The 21334-nt window shown below is 64.8% G+C and carries 20 protein-coding genes, 4 tRNA genes and 1 riboswitch; of the genes, 15 read left to right on the top strand and 9 right to left on the bottom strand.

Annotation, left to right across the window (positions count from 1 at the left end; all coding sequences use genetic code 11):
* Positions 1–36 precede the first annotated feature (36 nt).
* Complete coding sequence (locus CH271_RS06360) at positions 37–657, top strand: alpha-ketoglutarate-dependent dioxygenase AlkB (RefSeq protein WP_094633200.1); 621 nt, start codon at positions 37–39, stop codon at positions 655–657.
* A gap of 11 nt (positions 658–668) precedes the next feature.
* On the opposite strand, the gene CH271_RS06355 is transcribed toward CH271_RS06360, so the two are convergent.
* Positions 669–1757, bottom strand: coding sequence for a 3-deoxy-7-phosphoheptulonate synthase (locus CH271_RS06355; protein ID WP_094633199.1), 1089 nt, complete (start codon positions 1755–1757; stop codon positions 669–671).
* Positions 1758–2014: 257 nt separating this feature from the next.
* Positions 2015–2210, top strand: a riboswitch (cobalamin riboswitch).
* A 130-nt stretch (positions 2211–2340) separates the two neighbouring features.
* On the opposite strand from CH271_RS06355, the gene metE reads away from it, so the two are divergent.
* The 6 genes from metE to CH271_RS06325 all read left to right on the top strand — a co-directional run bounded on the left by metE (position 2341) and on the right by CH271_RS06325 (position 8738).
* Complete coding sequence (gene metE, locus CH271_RS06350) at positions 2341–4596, top strand: 5-methyltetrahydropteroyltriglutamate--homocysteine S-methyltransferase (protein ID WP_094633032.1); 2256 nt, start codon at positions 2341–2343, stop codon at positions 4594–4596.
* A 107-nt stretch (positions 4597–4703) separates the two neighbouring features.
* Complete coding sequence (locus CH271_RS06345; protein ID WP_094633031.1) at positions 4704–5747, top strand: ABC transporter substrate-binding protein; 1044 nt, start codon at positions 4704–4706, stop codon at positions 5745–5747.
* 96 nt (positions 5748–5843) lie between these two features.
* A complete protein-coding gene (locus CH271_RS06340; protein ID WP_037187447.1) occupies positions 5844–6302 on the top strand; it encodes a MarR family winged helix-turn-helix transcriptional regulator in 459 nt (152 codons plus the stop codon).
* Complete coding sequence (locus CH271_RS06335; RefSeq protein WP_094633030.1) at positions 6299–6724, top strand: organic hydroperoxide resistance protein; 426 nt, start codon at positions 6299–6301, stop codon at positions 6722–6724. The genes CH271_RS06340 and CH271_RS06335 overlap by 4 nt, the downstream gene beginning before the upstream one ends.
* Before the next feature lie 11 nt (positions 6725–6735).
* Positions 6736–7731 carry an NADP-dependent oxidoreductase gene (locus tag CH271_RS06330; protein ID WP_094633029.1) on the top strand — a complete coding sequence of 332 codons (996 nt, stop codon included), beginning with the start codon at positions 6736–6738 and terminating at the stop codon, positions 7729–7731.
* Between the two features lie 89 nt (positions 7732–7820).
* Complete coding sequence (locus tag CH271_RS06325; protein ID WP_094633028.1) at positions 7821–8738, top strand: pseudouridine synthase; 918 nt, start codon at positions 7821–7823, stop codon at positions 8736–8738.
* On the opposite strand, the gene CH271_RS06320 is transcribed toward CH271_RS06325, so the two are convergent.
* Entirely contained in the window at positions 8665–9792 is a 1128-nt protein-coding gene (locus CH271_RS06320) for a hypothetical protein (RefSeq protein ID WP_256986292.1), read from the bottom strand. The genes CH271_RS06325 and CH271_RS06320 overlap by 74 nt on opposite strands.
* Before the next feature lie 98 nt (positions 9793–9890).
* On the opposite strand from CH271_RS06320, the gene CH271_RS06315 reads away from it, so the two are divergent.
* The gene (locus CH271_RS06315; protein WP_094633027.1) at positions 9891–10475 is read left to right on the top strand and encodes a helix-turn-helix domain-containing protein; all 585 of its coding nucleotides are present in this window, start codon (positions 9891–9893) and stop codon (positions 10473–10475) included.
* Between the two features lie 90 nt (positions 10476–10565).
* Positions 10566–10865: an ANTAR domain-containing protein gene (locus CH271_RS06310; protein ID WP_037187457.1), complete on the top strand. Its 300-nt coding sequence runs from the start codon at positions 10566–10568 to the stop codon at positions 10863–10865.
* Positions 10866–10877: 12 nt separating this feature from the next.
* On the opposite strand, the gene CH271_RS29090 is transcribed toward CH271_RS06310, so the two are convergent.
* The 6 genes from CH271_RS29090 to CH271_RS06280 form a co-directional block, all read right to left on the bottom strand.
* Positions 10878–11180 carry a hypothetical protein gene (locus tag CH271_RS29090; RefSeq protein ID WP_037187459.1) on the bottom strand — a complete coding sequence of 101 codons (303 nt, stop codon included), beginning with the start codon at positions 11178–11180 and terminating at the stop codon, positions 10878–10880.
* Positions 11181–11264: 84 nt separating this feature from the next.
* Positions 11265–11840, bottom strand: coding sequence for a DUF6584 family protein (locus tag CH271_RS06300; protein WP_094633026.1), 576 nt, complete (start codon positions 11838–11840; stop codon positions 11265–11267).
* Between the two features lie 84 nt (positions 11841–11924).
* A tRNA-Phe gene (locus CH271_RS06295) sits at positions 11925–12001 on the bottom strand.
* Positions 12002–12057: 56 nt separating this feature from the next.
* Positions 12058–12131, bottom strand: a tRNA-Asp gene (locus CH271_RS06290).
* Between the two features lie 125 nt (positions 12132–12256).
* Positions 12257–12329 (bottom strand) — tRNA-Glu (locus CH271_RS06285).
* A gap of 79 nt (positions 12330–12408) precedes the next feature.
* Entirely contained in the window at positions 12409–13077 is a 669-nt protein-coding gene (locus tag CH271_RS06280) for a TetR/AcrR family transcriptional regulator (protein ID WP_037187463.1), read from the bottom strand.
* Between the two features lie 652 nt (positions 13078–13729).
* Between CH271_RS06280 and CH271_RS06275 the strand changes: the two genes are divergently transcribed.
* The 6 genes from CH271_RS06275 to phoU all read left to right on the top strand — a co-directional run bounded on the left by CH271_RS06275 (position 13730) and on the right by phoU (position 20419).
* Positions 13730–14983, top strand: a complete 1254-nt coding sequence (locus tag CH271_RS06275; RefSeq protein ID WP_094633025.1) for a lipase family protein — start codon at positions 13730–13732, stop codon at positions 14981–14983.
* 67 nt (positions 14984–15050) lie between these two features.
* Positions 15051–15126, top strand: a tRNA-Lys gene (locus tag CH271_RS06270).
* Positions 15127–15398: 272 nt separating this feature from the next.
* The gene (locus CH271_RS06265) at positions 15399–16355 is read left to right on the top strand and encodes an acyl-ACP desaturase (RefSeq protein WP_094633024.1); all 957 of its coding nucleotides are present in this window, start codon (positions 15399–15401) and stop codon (positions 16353–16355) included.
* A 124-nt stretch (positions 16356–16479) separates the two neighbouring features.
* Positions 16480–17619: a tRNA dihydrouridine synthase DusB gene (gene dusB / locus CH271_RS06260; protein ID WP_037194624.1), complete on the top strand. Its 1140-nt coding sequence runs from the start codon at positions 16480–16482 to the stop codon at positions 17617–17619.
* Between the two features lie 118 nt (positions 17620–17737).
* Entirely contained in the window at positions 17738–19678 is a 1941-nt protein-coding gene (locus CH271_RS06255; RefSeq protein WP_037194622.1) for an LCP family protein, read from the top strand.
* A 66-nt stretch (positions 19679–19744) separates the two neighbouring features.
* The gene (phoU, locus tag CH271_RS06250; protein WP_037194620.1) at positions 19745–20419 is read left to right on the top strand and encodes a phosphate signaling complex protein PhoU; all 675 of its coding nucleotides are present in this window, start codon (positions 19745–19747) and stop codon (positions 20417–20419) included.
* A gap of 124 nt (positions 20420–20543) precedes the next feature.
* Here the strand turns inward: phoU and pstB are convergent, their stop codons facing one another.
* Positions 20544–21320, bottom strand: a complete 777-nt coding sequence (gene pstB, locus CH271_RS06245) for a phosphate ABC transporter ATP-binding protein PstB (protein WP_037194618.1) — start codon at positions 21318–21320, stop codon at positions 20544–20546.
* Positions 21321–21334 lie beyond the last annotated feature (14 nt).

The following is a 21334-nucleotide window of genomic DNA, read 5'->3' as shown; positions in this document are numbered from 1 at the left end:
TGGAAATGGGAACACACGTTCGATACAGTGGCGGTCATGTCGCTCGCCATGCAGGGCTCGTTGTTCGGTGACGCCGACGGTGGCGTCGGGTCGCTCGAGTCCGTCACCCGTCGCGAACTGACACTCGGGGCGTGGGTGGACGTTCGCCCGGGCTGGTTGGCCGATACCCACCTGTTCCATTCGCTGGTGGACGCCGTCGACTGGCGGGCCGAGCGCAGGCAGATGTACGACCGCGTGGTCGACGTGCCGCGCCTGGTTCGGTTCTACGCCGAGCGCGAGCGGTGGCCCGACGCCGCACTCTACGACGCGCGCGACGCCCTCGACGAGCACTACCGCGCCGAACTCGGTGAATCGTTCGCCACCGCCGGATTGTGCTACTACCGCGACGGATCGGACAGCGTCGCCTGGCACGGCGACAACATCGGCCGCAGCGCCACCGAGGACACGATGGTGGCGATCGTGTCGCTCGGCGCCACACGACAACTCATGCTCCGACCGCGCGGCGGCGGAACCTCGCTGAAGTTCACGCTCGGGCACGGCGACCTGGTGGTGATGGGCGGCTCGTGTCAGCGGACCTGGGAGCATGCCGTACCCAAGTCCACCCGCGCGACCGGCCCACGCATCAGCGTGCAGTTCCGACCGCGCGGGGTTCGCTGACACACGACGCGTCAACGCGCGGTCGGGTTTCGACGCTCCTCGACCGCTGCCGCAAGTGCGTCCAATTGCGTTGCCGTGGTGTCCCAGTCGAGGCAGGCATCGGTGATCGACTGCCCGTACACCAGATCGTCACGGCGGCCGAGTTCGAGATCCTGACGCCCCGCGACCAGGAAGCTCTCGAGCATCAGACCGACGATGCCGTGTTCGCCTGCCGCGACCCGCGCTGCCACGTCGGTGACCACGTCGACCTGCTTGTTGTGGTCCTTGCGGCTGTTGCCGTGGCTGGCGTCGATGACGACTCTCTCCGGTAGGCCCGACTTTCGCAGTCGCGCAACGGTATCGGCGACCGATTCGGCGTCGTAGTTCGGACCGTCGACGCCGCCGCGCAGAATGACGTGGCAATCCGGGTTTCCGACGGTACGGATCAGAGCCGCCTGACCGTCGAGATCGGTGCCGGGGAAGACGTGGCTCGCGGCGGCAGCGCGGGTGCCGTCGACCGCGACCTGGATGTCGCCCTCGGTGGAGTTCTTGATCCCCACCGGCATCGACAACGCACTGCACAGCTGGCGGTGCACCTGACTCGCCGCCGTTCGCGCACCGATTGCGCCGTAGCTGACCAGGTCTGCGATGTACTGCGGGGTGATCGGGTCGAGGAACTCGCACCCGACCGGTAGACCGAGCGCGGAAATGTCGAGCAGCAGTTGACGTCCCACGCGCAGGCCCGAATTGATGTCGAAGCTGCCGTCGAGGTGCGGATCGTTGATCAAGCCCTTCCACCCGAGCGTCGTCCGCGGCTTCTCGAAGTAGACCCGCATGACGATGTGCAGTCGATCGCCCAGTTCGGACGCCTTGGCCGCGAGGCGTCGGGCGTAGTCGAGTGCAGCGTCGGTGTCGTGAACCGAGCACGGGCCGACCACGACGATCAGTCGATCGTCGCGACCGTCCAGCACGTCGACCACGCCGGCGCGTCCGGTTCTGACGGTGGCCGAGATCGCGTCGTCCACTGCATGGTCGCGGCGCAGCACCGACGGGGCAACCAGCGGACTGATGCTGATGGTCCGCTGATCGTCGAGAGGTGGGGTATCGAGAGAGAGTGTCATGAGAGGGCGTTCCTGTTCCCAGGCCGGCTCCTCATGCTCCACACGCACTTCGAGCCGGTCTGTATCCGGCTCGTGGGGTGGAGGGTCAGCGCATGGCGTCGCTGGCTGACCCACCCGGGGCCGGCCTGCTAAACCAGAAATACGTGCGCTGCATGAAAAGCACCGTAGCAGATTCGTCGCGGATGCATCTATGCTCGTTCCTGCAGTCGGTTCGCCAGGTGTCCATGAGGAGCCCCGAAGTTCGCCACGGCGTCGAAGCGATGCGCAGCAGTTCCGGCGCATCGCGAGAGGGAACCCGGTGAGAATCCGGGACTGTCCCGCAGCGGTATGCAGGAACGACCGCCGTCACCACAAGCACTGAAGAGGCCTCTTCGGGAAGCGACGGCCAGTAGGAGTGGGCTCTTCGTCCACGCGCCCGCGAGTCCGAATACCTGCCGTCTGTGCTGCGCACGCCGTGCGCAGCGGTTCACCGCCTCGTGGAATGGGCGCGTAACCCTGGTACGGCTGCTCGTGGGGCTCTCCGGGATGTGCGCGTCCGAGAAGGCGGTGCACCGTCGATGCAGCAGTCACCTGGAGACCAACCGTGAGTATCGAATTCACCGCCACCGTGCTCGGCTCGGCCCGTATCGGACCGAACCGAGAACTCAAGAAAGCCGTCGAATCCTATTGGGCCGGAAAGCTCGACGCCGTCGGACTCGAATCCGTGGCGCGGACGTTGCGCGAGAGCACCTGGCGAGAACTCGCAGCCGCCGGACTCGATTCCGTTCCGGTGAACACTTTTTCGTACTACGACCACATGCTCGACACAGCAGTGCTACTCGGAGCGCTGCCACCGCGAGTGATGGGCCTGGGCACCGAACTGGACCGGTATTTCGCGGCAGCACGCGGGACCGACGCCGTCGCACCGCTCGAAATGACCAAGTGGTTCGACACCAACTACCACTATCTCGTCCCGGAGATCTCCCCCGACACCACCTTCTCCCTGCACTCGGAGAAAGTAGTGGACGATCTCAAGCAGGCTGTTGCGCTGGGCATTTCGGCGCGACCGGTGATCATCGGACCGATCACGTTCCTGCTCCTGTCCAAGGCAGTCGGCGGCAACGCACCTCTGCTGGACCGCCTCGACGAGATTCTGCCGCTGTACGGCGAGCTGCTGACGACACTCGCCCATGCCGGGGCCGAGTGGGTCCAGATCGACGAACCTGCGCTCGTGGCCGATCGCACTCGGAGCGAGATCGACGCCGCGAAGAAGGCCTACGACTTTCTGAGTGCAGTGTCGACGAGGCCTGCCATATTGCTGGCGTCGTACTTCGGTGACCTCGGCGCTGCGCTACCCGTGCTCGCATCGACCGGAGTGGAGGGATTCTCGATCGACCTGACGGTGCCGGGCACCGTCGAGCAGGTTGCCGTGGTACCTGCGCTGGCGGGCAAGCACATCGTCGCGGGCATCATCGACGGTCGCAACATCTGGCGGACGGATCTCGACCGGGCACTTGCAACGTCGGCGAGCCTGCTGGGCAGCGCGAAGAGCCTGGCAGTGTCGAGTTCGTGCTCGCTGCTGCATGTTCCGTACACCCTCGACGGAGAGACCGACATCGTCGATCCGCTCCGGTCGTGGTTGGCGTTCGGCGCCGAGAAGGTTGCCGAGGTGACACTCCTCGCCCGGGCGCTTCGAGACGGGACCGAATCGGTCTCATCCGAGCTCGAGCGGGCCCGCACCGCGCTCGAGAGCAGTCGCACCGATCCGCGCCTGCACGACTCGGTCATCCGAGAACGCATGGAGGCGGGTGTCTCCGTCGACCGAACCCCGGCCGAGGAGCGTCGTCGAGCACAGGCCGAGCGGCTGGACCTGCCGTCGTTGCCGACGACCACCATCGGTTCGTATCCGCAGACCACGCAGATACGACTCGCTCGGGCAGCCCTGCGCACAGGTGAGATCGACGACGCCGAATACGCATCCCGAATGCAGTCCGAGATTGCCGATGTCGTTGCACTGCAGGAGAAGATCGGACTCGACGTGCTGGTGCACGGTGAGCCCGAGCGAAACGACATGGTGCAGTACTTCGCCGAACAGCTCGGCGGCTTCGCAGCGACGTCCAACGGCTGGGTCCAGTCGTACGGAACTCGGTGTGTTCGGCCGCCGATTCTGTACGGCGACGTCTCGCGTCCCGAACCCATGACCGTGAAGTGGTCGGAGTATGCGCAGTCGCTCACCGACAAGCCTGTCAAGGGAATGCTGACCGGCCCGGTGACGATTCTGGCGTGGTCGTTCGTCCGAGACGATCGACCGCTGGCCGAGTCCGCGGCCCAGATCGCCCTGGCGATCCGGGACGAGACGATCGATCTGGAGGCAGCGGGCATTCGCATCGTCCAGGTGGACGAACCTGCCCTACGCGAGCTGCTACCGCTGCGTGCGAAAGATACAGCGGCGTATCTGGAATGGGCGGTGCGATCGTTCAAGATCTCGACGTCCGGTGTCGCCGACGACACGCAGATTCACACGCATCTGTGCTACTCGGAGTTCGGTGAGATCATCGACGCGATCGTCGCCCTGGACGCAGACGTGACGTCCATCGAGGCGGCTCGCTCGCACATGGAGGTGCTCGACGACCTGAACTCCGTCGGCTTCGACCTCGGCGTCGGCCCCGGTGTGTACGACATCCACTCACCGCGGGTACCGAGTGTCGAGGAGATCACCGAGTCTCTGCGCGCGGCACTGAAAGCCGTTCCCGCCGAACGACTCTGGGTCAATCCCGACTGCGGACTCAAGACCCGCGGGCCGGCCGAGGTGGAACGGTCACTGACGAACATGGTGCAGGCGGCGGCCGCGCTGCGCTGACCCCGGGTGAGCGGAACTTCGGCCCCTGCTACGAAGTTCCGCTCACTTCGTTCGCGAGGTACAGGCTAGGCTTACCTGCCTACGCCCGCCCTGTGAAAGAGAACGAAGTGAAACGTCTACTGCTGGCCACCACGATCGCCGCGGTCACCGCACTGACCACCGTTGCCTGTGGCGGCACCGCCGAGCAGACGGCCACGCCTTCCACCAGCACCGAAGCGACCACCGGCGACGCCGTGACGGACGCACCAGGACCGACCGGCATCCCCGACGGTATGGGTTCGGGTGCCGCGGACGGAGTGTTCCCCCGCACGGTCGGCCACTTCGGCGGCTCCACCGAGATCCCCGCCGAACCGAAGAAGATCGTCGTGATCGCCACCGGCCAGCTCGACGCGGCCCTCACTCTGGGCGTTGTACCCACCGGAGTCGCCTACGGCGACGGAGCCGCACTGGTCCCGGACTACATCAGCTTCTCGTTCCCGCAGTACGCGGATCGGATGGACCGGTTCGTCGACGTCGGCAACCGGCAGGAAGTCGACATCGAGGCCATCGCCGCCATCGAACCCGACCTGATCCTGGCGAACAAGGCGGGCTCCGAGGACATCTACTCGACGCTGTCGACCATCGCGCCGACCGTACTGACCGAGGGCACCGGAGTGAACTGGAAGCAGGACTTCCTGCTTCTCGCCGACGCGTTGGGCCGTACCGAGCAGGCACAGACCTTCGTCGACACCTTCACGTCCGACGCTGCGGCACTGGGTGATTCGGTTGCCGGCGGCGGCACACCCACGGTCTCCTTCGTCCGCTTCACCGCCGATCGGGCACGCGTGTTCGGCATCCCGTCGTTCGCGGGATACATCGCCTGGGACACCGGACTGGCCCGACCGGAAAGCCAGCAGTTCGACAAGACCTCGCAGGACTTCAGCGAGGAGGAGATCCAGCTCGCGAACGCCGATTGGGTGTTCGTCTCCAGCCAGGATGCCGAAGCCGATTCGAGCGCCGCGTCGTACACCACCAATCCGCTGTGGACCGGAATGAGCGCGGCCACCGAGAACCACATCGTTCGAGTCGACGACGACCCGTGGTACCTCAACGCAGGCCCGACGGCGGCAACCATCGTGCTCGACGGCCTGAAGGACGCCCTGCAGGGCTGACGCCAGGCGAGTGGAACCTCGAAGCAGACCACGAGGTTCCGCTCACGCCGGACAGATAGGTTGCGCACAACTTAACCGTGTACTACTGTTCTCGAGGTGACCAACGAACTCGCACTCGACCGTCAGGTGTGCTTCGCGCTGTACTCCGCATCGCGGGCTACCACCGCGGTGTATCGCCCGATGCTCGAGGAGCTCGGGGTCACGTACCCGCAGTACCTCGTACTGCTGGTGCTGTGGGAACAGGACGGGCGCGGCGTCAAGGACATCTGCGCCGAACTCGACCTGGACACCGGCACTCTGTCGCCGATGCTCAAGCGGCTCGAAGGCCTCGGTTTCATCGAGCGCCGACGGCTGAGCACGGACGAACGCCGCGTCGAAATCCACCTCACCGAGACCGGTAGCGCCATGCGCGCGAAGGCACTCGACCTCCCGCGCAAGCTGGCCGAGAAGACCGGCATGGGAATCGACGATCTCGTCAAGCTCAAGGAATCGCTCGACGCATTGACGAGCGCTCTGCATCACACCGATTCGCGCACGACAGAAGGAGAATCATGAAGACCATCTACACCGCCGAAGCTCTCGCGACCGGAGAGGGCCGCAACGGCCACGCCCGCACCTCCGACGGACGTCTCGATCTCGACCTCGCCATCCCGGAGGCCATGGGCGGCAGCGGCAACGGCACCAACCCCGAGCAGCTCTTCGCCGCCGGCTATGCCGCCTGCTTCCACTCCGCACTGCAGATGGTGGCGCGCCAGGACAAGGCCGACGTCACCGATTCGGCCGTCGGCGCTCGCGTCGACATCGGACCCAACGACGCTGGCGGCTTCCAGCTCGCCGTCACCCTCGAAGTGACGCTGCCGAACCTGAGCCGCGAGGACGCCCAGACCCTGGCCGACAAGGCCCACCAGGTCTGCCCGTACTCCAACGCCACCCGCGGCAACATCGACGTCACCGTCACCGTCACCGAAGACGAGTAAGAGGAAACACCATGAAGGCACACGAAATTCACCTCGCGTCCCGCCCAGAAGGCTGGCCGACCGAAGACAACTTTCGCGCGGAGGTCGTCGAACTCCCCGAACTCGCGGACGGGCAGATCCTCGTCCGCAACATCGTGATGTCGGTCGATCCGTACATGCGTGGTCGGATGAACGACGTGAAGTCGTACGTCCCGCCGTTCCAGATCGACGCCCCGCTCGACGGCGGTGCCGTCGGCGAGATCGTCGAGTCCAAGGCCGAGGGGTTCGCCGTCGGCGACGCCGTTCTGCACGGTAAGGGCTGGCGAGATCTCGCCGTCGTTCCGGCGAAGGGTGCGAGCAAGGTCGACCTGTCCGCCGCGAAGGCGTCCGCATACCTCAGTGCGCTCGGAATGACCGGCACGACGGCGTACGCAGGCCTCACCGAGGTCGCCTCGTTCAAGGAGGGCGACGTCGTGTTCGTGTCCGGCGCTGCCGGCGCAGTCGGGTCGCTCGTCGGACAGATCGCCAAGGCGCTCGGCGCATCTCGGGTCATCGGCAGTGCCGGATCTCCGGCGAAGGTCGCCCGCTTGCTCGAGCTCGGTTTCGACGCGGCATTCGATTACCACGACGGCCCGGTCGCCCAGCAGCTCCGCAAGGCGGCACCGGACGGCATCGACGTGTACTTCGACAACGTCGGCGGCGAGCATCTCGAAGCCGCCATCGGTTCGATGAACAAGTACGGCCGAATTGCCATGTGTGGAGCCATCGCTCAGTACAACTCCAGCGAGCCGACGCCCGCACCGCGCAATCTCGCTCTGGCCATCGGCAAGGAGCTGACGCTCAAGGGATTCATCGTCGGTTCGTACGCGCACCTCACCGAGGAATTCCGCTCGAAGATGACCCAGTGGTTGGACAGCGGCGCAATCGAATTCGACGAGACAGTCGTCGACGGTATCGACAACGCTCCCTCTGCGTTCATCGGACTCATGAAGGGCGAGAACACCGGCAAGATGGTCGTCACCATCTGAGTCGGACCCGAAAGGTTCTACCGCAGTCCACACCCCGGTCGGGAATTCCGACCGGGGTGTTTCCATGTTCCACCGATTAGAGTCGATGCATGCCCGCCGCTCCCCTGCCGTTGCGCGACGGCCTCGACCCCACACGGGTACGGATGCCCGACACGTCGAGCGGGATCACCGTGCTCGATTATCTGCGCGCCCGGTTCCCCCAGGACGCGGCCAGGCTGACCGAGAAGGTCGCCGGCGGCGAGATCGTCGACGCGGTAGGCGCACCCATCGATTCGACGACGGTCGCGAGACCGCGAGCGGACATCTACCTCTACCGAGACCCACCGGTGGAGCCGACGGTGCCGTTCTCCCTCGACGTCCTGCATCGCGACGAGAATCTACTGGTGGTCGACAAGCCGCACTTTCTGGCCACCACTCCGCGCGGTGCCTACGTCGCGCGGTCTGCCCTCGTCCTGCTCCGACGCCGGTTCGACCTGCCCGAGCTCAGCCCGGCGCACCGTCTGGACAGGCTCACCGCAGGGGTTCTGGTGTTCACCGTGCGACAGCAGGCCCGCCGGCCGTACCAGGAGCTGTTCGCTCAACGCACGATCACCAAGCAGTACGACGCGATCGCTCCACTCGCCCGGGACCTCGAACTCCCGTTGACGGTACGCAGCCGAATCATCAAGGAACGCGGCGTTCTCCAGGCCCGCGAGGTACCCGGCGAGCCCAACGCCGAGACACTCGTCGAGCTCGTGGACACGCTCGGAGCCCACGGCCTGTATCGATTGCATCCTCGAACCGGCAAGACTCATCAACTTCGAGTTCACCTGTGCTCGTTGGGGATTCCGATCGTCGGGGACAATTTCTACCCCGAGTTCCGAGATGTCGCCGACGACGACTACTCCGACCCGCTCCGCTTGCTGGCACGCTCGATCGAATTCGTCGATCCGATCAGCGGCCTGGTTCGACGGTTCGAGAGCAATCGGAGTCTGAATCCACCTGCTTCACAGCAGATTCGGCCGTGATATCGGCTATCTCGGCGGTACGGACCGTGATGCGATGCGAGATGACTGCGAGTGCGAACAGTCCGATCGCGACGTTCACCAGCGCGGCGAATCCCTCCTGAGCGAAGTCCACGAGCGCGTTGAGCAGAGTGAATATCAACGCGGACACGCGGAGTGTGCGCAGAGGCCAGAGCGGGCCCCGAGTGCGCAACCACAGCATCGCCGGTAGCGCCGTGGCGAAGGTGAGGCAGGCACTGACGAACAGGATCCCGCTTGCGATCCCCATTCCGTCGATGTCGATCGTCAGGTCGCGCCGATCGATGTGCAGCTCCCCGATGACGAGTTCGACGATCCCGAACACCACCCCGGCCCCGGAGATCAGAACCAACCCCCAGCCGACGACGGGAATCCACCGGGCGCTGGTGAAGAAGGCGGGAATCAGCCGGGGAACAGCGTTCCGCAGCGAGTGGGTACGCGACGTCGACAGACGACAGCGACCGAGCAACAGTCTGATTCCGGCCACGGTGTCCGCGTCGGCACCCTCCGCCTCGGCCCGCGTGACCATCCGTAGCGCCCAGTCGCGTCGATGCTCGGGGAGGCCGTGCGCGACGCCGTCTGCGGCGATGGCAGCCGCGTTGGCCAGCGATTCGTCGACCGAGGGGCGGCGGAACTCCCGGACGATCCTGCTGAACACCAACAGCAGGACCACCAGGACGTACATGATCTCCGACGAGGGTCCGTAGAAGTAGTCGTTGTCCTTGGTGACGAACTTGCCGACCTCGTCGAGGAACAGCCCGAATCCGATCCCACCGAGCAGCACGGTGAACACTCGAACGCCGAACCCGATGAACATCCACCCGATCAGCAGAGCGAACATCATCGCCGCTCCGCCGTACAGGGCGTGAGCGATGTGGAGCGACTTACCACCCACCTGGGGGTAGTGGGTCAACTCCAGGTACGCCCTGGTGATCAGAATCGTCGCAATGGCGACGACCATGAACGCCTCGGATGCGGGACTTCCGTAGGCATCGCGGATCACGCCTCGGCGATGTGTGGTCCCCGAACGACCGGTCATCGATCGAGTATGTGCCGTCTGCCGTCGTTCACGGGCGGTTTTCGCACGTCACTGTTTCCGGGGTTGACAAATTCGGTTGCCGAAACTGCAATAGGGGCATGGACGAATCGAACACGAGTCTGGACGAGGTGATCGCAGGCCTCGGTCCCCGCCTCAAGCGCATCAGGATGGAGAAGAACACCACCCTGGCATCGCTGTCCGACACCACCGGAATTTCGATCAGCACACTGTCGAGACTCGAGTCCGGTGACCGCAAGCCCAGCCTCGAGTTGCTCTGGCCCATCGCTCGCGCCCATCAGATGAAACTCGACGATCTGGTGACTGCGCCGCCCGTAGCGGACCCTCGGGTGCGCACCACGGCCACCGTTCGCGAGCACGTGACGATCCTTCCCCTGACGCTGCGTCCTGGCGGCCTGCAGGCGTACAAACTTCTGGTCCGACCCGAGGACTCCGAGCCTCGCCCCAGAACGCACGAAGGGTACGAGTGGCTCTACGTGCTGGACGGCACCCTTCGCCTCATTCTCGGCGAGCACGATCTGACGATGAAGGCCGGTGAGGCAGCCGAATTCGACACTCGTGTGCCGCACTGGTTCGGTGCCGTCGGAAACCGGCCCGTCGAGCTTCTGAGCCTGTTCGGACCCCAGGGCGAGCGTATGCACGTGCGGGCGCAACCGACGGTATGAAATGTCATGTCCGTGTGAGACAGTGAAGCCCGCTCGACGCCAGGATCCACTTCGGTCATCCGCACCGACCACAACATCTCGAGGAAAAAGATGACCGACAGACTGCCCGAATCGCCTGCATCTCGCACACACGTGGACATCGCAACCGGAGTGCTCATCGGGATCCACGGTGGATCCGTCGCCGACGCCATCGACGAGCTGTTCACGACCGCGCGAAATCACCGGGTCAGTCTGTTCGAGCTCTCACGCACGCTCATCACCGTCGCGGAGGGCCGCGACATCGAGCGATCGTCGGCCACCGATGCGGTGTACGAGGTGTGGGGCTCGGCGCTCGGCCGTCGGGGCGCAGAGGCGACCTTCGGCTTGGTCACCGATTCCGCAGCTGTCTGATCCAGCCGAGAGCTAGCCGCGAACGGATGGATCGCTGCGCAGCTCCGGAAAGCGCGCTGTCATCGCATCGACGTGTCGGTACATTTCGTAGAGCTCGGTTCGAAGCGTCGACGCCTCGGACTCGAACGCTCGGGCCTTGGATTCGGCGCGATCCGCGCGAGCTCGAAATGCCTTGGATTGGGCCCGCTCGATGGATGCCGAACATGTCTCGATGTGTTCGGCGAGTCCTCTCGCGAACACCCTCGCCTGCTCGAGGTTGACGGCATAGTTGTCGTCTCGCGGAGCCGGTGACGGCGCGCCGTTCGCTGTGCCCATGAAAACTCGTCACCCTCGATCGTCGGCCGGAATTTCTTTCGCGACTCTACGCTCGGCGTCGGACACTTCGTCCGTGAACCGGCGTCACCCGAAGACGAGTGCCAGGACCACCGATGCCGAGGTGGCAGCAATGGCGATGACGATGGTCGCCGCTATCGCGCGCTGCCGCACGGAGCGGTAGCTCGCGCCCGTCCGAGCACCGTCGACATCGGCATCGTCGGAATCGCCGTCCACGTCGTAGAAGTCGTCGGAATTCAGACCGTCCTCGTCGAAGTAGACGACGTCTCGCGGCGGCACCCATTGCTGGCCGTTGGCCTCGATCGCGGCTCCGAGCCGCGCCAGCCGTATCCGAGCGCGGGTGGGATACCAATCGGAGGGCGCGTGGATGGGCAGGGCCTGCGCCATCGTCAGGGGCGATCTGTACTGCTTTTCCAGGGCGGCGAACGCAGCGGACGCCGTGGGATCGTCGTCGGACTTGTCGGTGAGGAACCACGCCGCTCCGGCCGCCGCACGATCGCCGAGCACCAGATACGTGTACGCGAGCAATTCGAGGATGCCGGGCGACGTCGGGTTACGAACCAAGGCACCGACCAGCCGATCTCGAGCAGCGATGCTGTCTCCGCGCGCAAGATCCTCCTGCGCTCGATCGATCACGTCCACGCGTCGACAATAACTCGTGCACACGAAAAAGCCCCTGCCGGCCGACCGGAAGGGGCTTTCATCGTGCTTGTCGATCCAACACCGTGGTGGCCAGGGCCGGGATCGAACCGGCGACCTTCCGCTTTTCAGGCGGACGCTCGTACCAACTGAGCTACCTGGCCGGGCGGCACCGGTGAAACAATGCCATCGCAATGTCGGTACTTCCGTACCGATGTTGCGACCCTGACGGGACTCGAACCCGCGACCTCCGCCGTGACAGGGCGGCGCGCTAACCAACTGCGCCACAGGGCCTTGCTGTTGTTGCCGCGCTATTTCTAGCGCAGTAACTCTCCGAACTGCAAATCCGCATCTCGCCGTGAAGCGAGAAGAAGAATGCTGTACTGCCGACCGGATTGTCAATCCGATCTTTTCCTACGTACCCCCTACGGGATTCGAACCCGCGCTACCGCCTTGAAAGGGCGGCGTCCTAGGCCGCTAGACGAAGGGGGCCCGCCGAACTGCTTCGACGTTACCCTCAACGGCGTTCCGTTGGGAGCTGGGATAGCTTAGGACACTTTCGCTGTAAATCTCAAACCGGCAGGTCAGAGGCGGTTTTCGCACAGTTTTCGCCGTAGTGCTCCCACCCGTGCAGTTTGAATTCCGCGAGCCAACGCTCCGACGCCATGGCGAGCAGTACGACTTCCACGGACTCCTCGAAACGCTCGCGCAGATCCGCGTTGTCGGCCACCAGATCCGACATGTAGCGCTGACCCGCCATCGACGCGGCGAGCACTCGCACGAACTTGGCCGCATCGAACTCCGGCTTCAGGTCGCCCATCGCCAGCGCACGCTCGGCCTGAGCGAGCCCCTGAGCGCCCCAGACACGACCGCCACCCGAATGAACCTCCGCATAGAATTCCGGCTCGACGATCAGCCGGAACTCGGCGCGCACGATCACGTCGTTCTGGAAGTTCTGCGCGATGTCGTCCACGATCCCGCGTACGACGTAGAACGGATGTGCGGTGGTGTCCGCCCACTTCTCCGTGATGGCGACGTACCGATCCAGTCCCGCTCCGAGCACAGCTCGGGCCAGATCTTCCTTCGACTGGAAATGAAAGTACATCGCACCCTTGGTGGCATTGGAGCCCTCCAAGATGGTGTTGACGGATGCCGCTGCGTATCCACGCTTGGCGAACTCCGCCGCCGCCGCCTCTACGATGGCCGCCCGGGTCCGCCGTGCGCGCTCTTGTTGTGCCATTTACTCCGTGCCTCCGAGCCCCAAGCGCCCTGCGTATCCGCAGGTAGTACAGATAGAGAGTACTTCACCCGAACGACATACGAGTCGACTCACCTACGGTTCGCTTCGACACACACACCCGACCGAAAAATCGGTTAGGCAACCGAAACAAGCCGGATGGTATGATCTGCGCGGCTCGAGTGCGCTGCAGGGGGTGCGCACTCGAGCCGCTTTCTGTCGGGCCCGCAACCGCAGGCGAACCGACACTTCGTCGGACCTCCCTGGACCGAATCGCGCACCGATCGACTCACCTTCGGCGTTGCCCGAGCCGCAGACGAGTTCCCCGAACCGGACGGTCGACACACCGTCCACACCACCGCGGGAACCCGACCTGCATTCGGTTGAAAACCGAATTACATTTCGCGGTAACGCATCTCGAGTCCCGATTGTTTCGCTTTGCTCGTTAGCGTTTCAAATCTACTGCTCACCAACCGAATACACCGAGACGGTCGAGGATCATCGGCCAAATCCATTGCACGATAAACGATATGAGAAAGACCGGTCGGTAACGGTTTCGACACGTTCCCAGCCTTACCCCGAGATCGCGTCCGTCCTGAATTACTGTGAAATACATCACATCGGGAGTTCTGCCGATCGGAAGCGAGTGACTGCCATGAAGGTATCGATCCGCGCATGTCGTTCCATCACAACCTTGTTCGCGGTGGGCGTGCTCGCTCTGTCGACAACCGGCACCGCGGCCGCAGATCCCCTGGGCAACTTCGTGGCCCCCGTCGCCGATCCGGCTCTGTATCTACCCACCCCGCTGGGCGAGCCCTGGTTCGATCCACCCGCAGGCTACGAACAGCAACCTCCCGGAGCGGTGCTGGCGACCCGACGGGTGACCGTCGGACCTCTGTTCACGCCGGTCGCCTCGACCCAAATCCTGTTCCGTACCAACGATTCCAAGGATCGTCCGGTCGCGGGTGTCACTACGGTCATCGTGCCCTCGGCCCCATGGACGGGACCCGGGAGTCGGCCGGTGGTCGCGTACAACATGGCCATCGACTCACTCGGGAACACCTGCGCTCCGTCGTGGACCCTCCCCCGCGGCATTGCACCGGAGATCGTTCCGGTGCAGTCGTTCCTGGCGAAGAACTATGCCGTCGTCGTCACCGATCATCAGGGGCCGCGGCAGGGATACGCGGCCGGACCGATGGCGGGCCACGCCATCCTGGACGCCCTCCGCGCGATGGTGAAACTGCCCGAACTGGGCCTGCCTGCGGAGTCTCCGATCGCCGCGACGGGATATTCCGGCGGTGCCATCGCGTCCGGATGGGCCGCGCAGCTGGCTCCCACCTACGCCCCGGACGTGAATCTCGTCGGCGTGGCGTTCGGCGGTGCACCCACCGACTACCGCATTCTGCTGCGTTCTCTCAACGGAACGGTGGGGTCGACACTGTTCCTGTCGGCCACGCTCGGAGTCGCCCGAGAGTATCCCGAGATGTTCTCGTTGATGAACGCCAACGGTCTGCGCTTGGCCACCATCGGCAAGGACATGTGCATCTATCTGACCGCACCGGGCGGCCTGGTGGCACCCATCCCGGCACAGGCGCTGTCGGACATTCCGAATGTGGACCGGACACCGATCGCCGAACAGATCATCGCGTCGACCCGCATGGGTGGAGACAAGACACCGACCGTCCCCGTCTTCATCTATCACGGACAACAGGAGTTCTGGATTCCCAAGGAGGGAGCCGAGACCCTCTACGACGAATGGTGCGCTCAGGGTGCGAACGTGAGACTCGAGGAGTATCTCGGTGAGCACCTGATCGTCGCACTCAGCGGCATTCCGGGCGCGTACGCCTGGATCGACGACCGCCTGGCCGGTATTCCGGTACCGAGCGGGTGCAGCAGCTTCGGACGTTGACCGGTCTGCACCACTGCCGGGGGTACTGCCCGCCGGCGCTGCGCGGCCCATTACACTTTCGAGCCGCGCCCCTATAGCTCAGTTGGTAGAGCTACGGACTTTTAATCCGCAGGTCGTAGGTTCGAGTCCTACTGGGGGCACCACACACCGTCCTGGTAACAGTGATCACACCTGTCCGGAACGTACACTCGGAAGTAACGATCGGCCGAGACAGAGCGACGTGCAGGGGGAACTGCAGCGTTCGTGAACTCGCGAAGGCCGGCCGGAGGATCGGCGCTCCCGGGGGCACGTCGCGTCGATCGACACCGAACATCACGACCGCCGGAACAGCAAGTGAACAGGCGCAACGAGGTTCACACCGAACCTACGGTGCCGTAAGCTGGACCGGTCGTACGCAATCTATGGAGGCGATCTAATGGCGAGGGATCTGACACAGCTCGAGCTTCTGCAAGAGCTGGTGCCCACTGCCGAGGACAATGTGAACCGTCACATCACGATGGCGCGGGAGTGGCACCCTCACGACTACGTTCCGTGGGACGAAGGTCGCAACTTCGCCGCACTCGGCGGCCAGGACTACGACCCGGAGCAGTCCAAGCTCTCCGACGTCGCACAGGCCGCGATGATCACCAACCTGCTCACCGAGGACAACCTGCCGTCCTACCACCGTGAGATCGCCGAGAACTTCTCCCAGGACGGTGCCTGGGGAACCTGGGTCGGTCGCTGGACCGCCGAGGAGAACCGGCACGGCATCGTCATGCGCGACTACCTCGTCGTCACCCGCGGCGTCGATCCCGTCGCCCTCGAAGAGGCCCGGATGATCCACATGACCAACGGGTTCGCCTCACCGGCAGGGTCGCAGACCGGTTTGCTGCACTCCGTCGCGTACGTGACCTTCCAGGAACTCGCGACGCGCGTCTCGCACCGCAACACCGGCAAGGTCTGCGACGACCCGATCGCCGACCGCATGCTCCAGCGCATCGCCGCCGACGAGAACCTGCACATGATCTTCTACCGCAACATCACCGGCGCGGCGATGGACATCGCACCCGACCAGACCCTCGACGCGGTCTCCGACATCGTGACGAACTTCGTCATGCCGGGCGCGGGGATGCCGAACTTCCGCCGCAACGGTGTGTTGATGGCCAAGCACGGCATCTACGACCTGCGTCAGCACCTCGAGGACGTCGTCTGGCCGGTGCTGCGCAAGTGGAGCGTGTTCGAGCGCAACGACTTCACCGCACGCGGTGAGAACAAGCGCGAAGAACTCGCCGCGTTCCTCGAAGACCTCGAGCGGCAGGCCACCAAGTTCGAGGAGATGCGCGATCGCTCCCTCGCCCGCGAACGCGCGAAGGCCGAAGCACGCGCGTCGTAAGCTCAGATCGGCTGGTGTGCCCGGTACCGACTTCGGTGCCGGGCACCACTGTTTTCCGGCGTCACCGTTCTCGGCCCACCGTCATCACCACGATTACGTTCCCTCCGTTCCAAAGGCTTCCCTCATGACACTGCAGATCGGCTCGCTGGAGTTGCGCAGCCCCGTCGTCCTCGCACCGATGGCCGGCGTCACCAATGTGGCGTTCCGCACCCTGTGCAGGGAGCAGGAGTTGGAGAGGGCAGGCAGTACCTCGGGTCTGTACGTGTGCGAGATGGTCACGGCGCGCGCGCTCGTCGAACGGCAGCCGGCCACGATGCACATGACGACCTTCGGCCCCACCGAGACTCCTCGGTCGTTGCAGCTCTACACCGTCGATCCGGACACCACGTACGCCGCGGCGAAGATGATCGTCGACGACGATCTGGCCGACCACATCGACATGAACTTCGGCTGCCCGGTTCCGAAGGTCACCCGAAAGGGCGGCGGTGCTGCGCTGCCCTACAAGCGGAACCTGTTCGGCCGCATCGTCGCTGCTGCGGTCAAGGCGACCGAGGGCACCGACATTCCCGTCACCGTCAAGTTCCGCGTCGGCATCGACGAGAACCACCACACTCACCTCGACGCAGGTCGAATCGCCGCCGACGAGGGCGCGGCGGCAGTGGCACTGCACGCCAGAACGGCCTCACAGCGTTACTCCGGCACCGCCGACTGGAATGAGATCGCTCGACTCAAGGAACATGTCTCCGGCATCCCGGTACTGGGCAACGGTGACATCTTCTCGGCGTCCGACGCGGTCCGCATGATGGCGGAGACCGGGTGCGACGGCGTCGTCGTCGGGCGAGGTTGCCTCGGCAGGCCCTGGCTGTTCGCCGAACTCAGCGCTCGCCTGAACGGCCGCCCCGAGCCCGTTCCCCCCACCCTCGGCGAGGTGGCCACGATCATCGCTCGCCACGCCGAGTTGCTGGCGCAGCATCACGGGGAGAAGAAGGGCCTGCGCGAGTTGCGCAAGCACGTCTCCTGGTACCTGCGCGGGTTTCCTGCGGGGTCGGACCTCCGAGTCTCGATGGCGTTGGTGTCCACTCTCGGGGAACTGGACGACCTTCTGGCGCAACTCGATCCGACCGTTCCGTTTCCCAAGGACGCCGAAGGTCCCCGTGGTCGGCAGGGCTCGCCGGGCGCGGTGTCGCTGCCCGACGGTTGGCTCGACGATCCGGAGGACGTCTGTGTCCCCGCCGGTGCCGACCTGATGCATTCCGGCGGCTGATTCGCAGCTGACCAGCCGCCCACCTCGCACGAGTGGACCATGCCGCTCGAGTCAGTACTATGGCTGGGATTGCCGAGAAGGCAGCGCGTGCGTGTGATGGAAGGCCAGGTTCGAATTCGTGGGAGACGATCGAGAGTCGGGCCCGTCTGTGCCCGAGGGTCGCGCCCCATGGGAGCGCCCGCTGTCCTCAATCAGACAACCCGGCGCAATCGGACGATCCGGACAGCGCCCACCGCGATCCGAACGCCCCGCGACACCGGATCCGGAGCAGCCGCCGCAGCCCGGAGACAGCGGCAGGCTCGGTAAACGATCGCCGCGTAATGCCGACACCGTCTCGGTGGCCGAGTTGGTGGACAAGATGTCGCGCTCGGGATCGATGCGGCGGGTGCCGGCCGAGCGTCCCGACGCCGAAGAGCCGACCGAGATCATCGCCCCCATCACCGAGTCCACTCCCCCACCTGCCCGAACGGTGCCGCCGACCCCGGTGCCGCATGCGGCACCGGAACCGGTGGGTGCGCCCGCAACGGATCGACCCGCTCTGACGCGGTTGGCGATGAGCCGGGTGCGTCGACGCCGTCGGGTGCGGATGATCGGCCGCAGCCTGGTCTCTCTCGTCGCGATCCTGGCGGTGGCCTTGACCGGAGTGGTGTGGGGATACCTACGCAACACCGATCAGGGATTTCTGCAGGTCGCCGCTCTCGATCCCGACTCGACCGACGTCGTCGACGCCGAAGGCCAGTACGGCGACGAGACGTATCTGATCGTGGGCACCGACACCCGCACCGGGGCCAGCGGCGAGGTGGGTGCCGGAACCGTCGCCGACGCCGAGGGAGCCCGCTCGGACACGGTCATGCTGGTCAACATTCCGGCCGATCGCAGCCGCGTCGTCGCCGTCTCGTTCCCCCGCGACCTCGATGTCACGCGCCCCGAGTGCGAGCAGTTCGACAACGACACCAATACCTACACCGGGGAGATGTTCCCCGAGGCGTACGGCGACAAGCTCAACGCCACCTACGCCCTCGGCGGCCCGAAGTGCCTGGTCAAGACCATCCAGAAGATCTCGGGCCTGCGTATCGGACACTTCGTCGGGATGGACTTCGCCGGGTTCGAGTCCATGGTCGACGAGGTCGGAGGCGTAGAGGTCTGCACCGCGCAACCACTGGTGGACTACGAATTGGGAGACGTCCTCCCCAACGTCGGAACGCAGCGCATCGACGGCCGAACCGCACTGAACTACGTTCGGGCGCGCAACGTCGAGTCCGAGGGCAACGGCGACTACGGCCGGATCAAGCGACAGCAGCGTTTCCTGTCGTCCCTGCTGAGGTCTGCGCTCTCGAACAACGTGCTGCTCGATCCCGGCAAGCTCAACGGGTTCGTCAATGCGTTCACCTCGGACACCTTCGTGGAGAACGTCAAGACTCAAGACCTGGTGACGCTGGGACGCTCGCTGCAGAACGTGGACGCGGGTGCGGTCACCTTCCTGACCATCCCCACCACCGGCACCAACGATTACGGCAACGAGATCCCCAACGACGACGCAATCGGTGCGATCTTCCAGGCCATCATCGACGACGCTCCGTTGCCCGGTGAGGAACGCGCGGAGCCGGTAACACCCGACGTACCCGAACCTGCCGCCACACCCGACGCTCCGCTGTTGGCCGTCGATCCGGGAACCGTCTCCCTGCAGGTATCCAACGCATCCGACATCGCAGGCATGGCTCAGACGGCATCCGACGAACTTGCGACATACGGATTCCAGATCCTGACGGTCGGCAACTTCTCAGGTACCGCCGCCCAGACCGTGGTGCGCTACTCCCAGGATCAGGAGGCGGCTGCGGCGACGGTCGCGTCGGCGATCCCCGGCGCTGCCATCGAACTGGCACCGAGCCTGAACAATGTCGTCGAGGTCGTGCTGGGCTCGAACTATCCCGGATACACCCAGTTTCCGACGGCATTCGGTACCGAAATCGATCCCACCCAGGTGGAAGGAACCACCGAGAGCGCGCCCCTTCCGGAGGATCTCTCGTTCACCAACGCCGCCGACGACACGTGCGCCTGAGTTCATTCATGCTCCGTTAACCCTCGGGACAGGGAACTGGTCGGTGTGACCTACTAAACTTCGCTCATGCGCGTCGCCTACAACGAACAGATGAACGAGCTTGCCGATCTCCTCGGAGAGATGGCGAGCCTGGCTGGTGCGGCCATGGAAAAGGCCACTCAGTCCCTCCTTCAAGCAGACCTGGTGCTCGCCGAGCAGGTCATTTCCGAACACGACAGGATCACCGAGCTCAGCGCGGTGTGCGAGGAGAAGGCCTTCACGCTTCTCGCCCTGCAGGCTCCGGTCGCAGGCGATCTCCGTTCGGTGGTGGCCGGCATTCAGATCGTCGCCGACATCGACCGTATGGGCGCACTCGCACTGCACGTCGCCAAGATCACCCGTCGCAGGCACCCGAACCACGCCCTCCCCGAGGTCGTCAACGGGTACTTCGCCGAGATGGGTCGCCTCGCAGTTCAGATCGGTGCCTCGGCCCGTGAGGTCCTCGAGACCCGCGATCCCGAGCGCGCGGCGAAGCTGCAGGAGGAGGACGAGGCAATGGACGATCTGCACCGTCACCTCTTCACGGTGCTGATGGACCGCGAGTGGAGCCACGGAGTCGCTGCTGCAGTGGACGTGACCCTGCTCGGACGCTTCTACGAGCGGTTCGCCGATCATGCCGTCGAGGTCGGCCGTCGGGTGATCTTCCTGGTCACCGGCCAGCTACCGGTCGACCTGCACCAGAACAACATTCCCACCTCGTAGAACCGCTCTTCGTCGAGTAGCGCTGCCCAGCAGCGCTACTCGACGACCGAATCAGGGCAAGCGCACAACGAGAAGAACCCCCGTCGAGCTTTCGCTCGGCGGGGGTTCTCTTCGCGGTATGTGGTTATCCGAAGCGACCGGAGATGTAGTCCTCGGTGGCCTTCTGCGTCGGATTGGAGAAGATCTTCTCGGTGTCGTCGATCTCGATGAGCTTGCCGGGCTTGCCGGTGGCCTCGAGGTTGAAGAAGCCGGTCTGATCGCTCACACGTGCGGCCTGCTGCATGTTGTGCGTGACGATCACGATCGTGAAGTCCTGCTTGAGTTCCTGGATCAGGTCCTCGATGGCGAGAGTGGAGATGGGGTCGAGGGCCGAGCACGGCTCGTCCATCAGCAGCACGTCGGGCGAGACGGCGATCGCGCGAGCGATGCACAGACGCTGCTGCTGTCCGCCGGAGAGGCCGCCACCGGGCTTGTCGAGGCGGTCCTTGACCTCGTTCCAGAGGTTGGCACCCTTGAGCGAGCGCTCGGCGATCTCGTCGAGCTCCTTCTTGCCGCGGCCGCCCTGCAATTTCAGGCCGGCGACGACGTTGTCCCGGATCGACATCGTCGGGAACGGGTTGGGGCGCTGGAAGACCATGCCGATGGTGCGACGCACACCCACGGGGTCGACGCCGTTGCCGTAGATGTCCTCGCCGTCGAGCAGCACCGAACCTTCGACGCGCGCGCCGGGGGTGACCTCGTGCATGCGGTTGAGGGAACGCAGGACGGTCGACTTACCGCAGCCGGACGGTCCGATGAACGCGGTGACACTGCGCGGCGGGACGGCCAGAGTGACGTCGGAGACGGCATGGAACTTGCCGTAGTAGATGTTGACGTCTTTGAGATCGAGACGCTTTGCCATGTTCTTCGTTCCTT

It is taken from the genome of Rhodococcus sp. 05-340-2 (genome assembly GCF_002258915.1).
In the GTDB taxonomy this organism is placed as follows: domain Bacteria; phylum Actinomycetota; class Actinomycetes; order Mycobacteriales; family Mycobacteriaceae; genus Rhodococcoides.
Note: the sequence above shows the minus strand (reverse complement) of the source record. Positions and strands in the feature narration are given on the sequence as shown.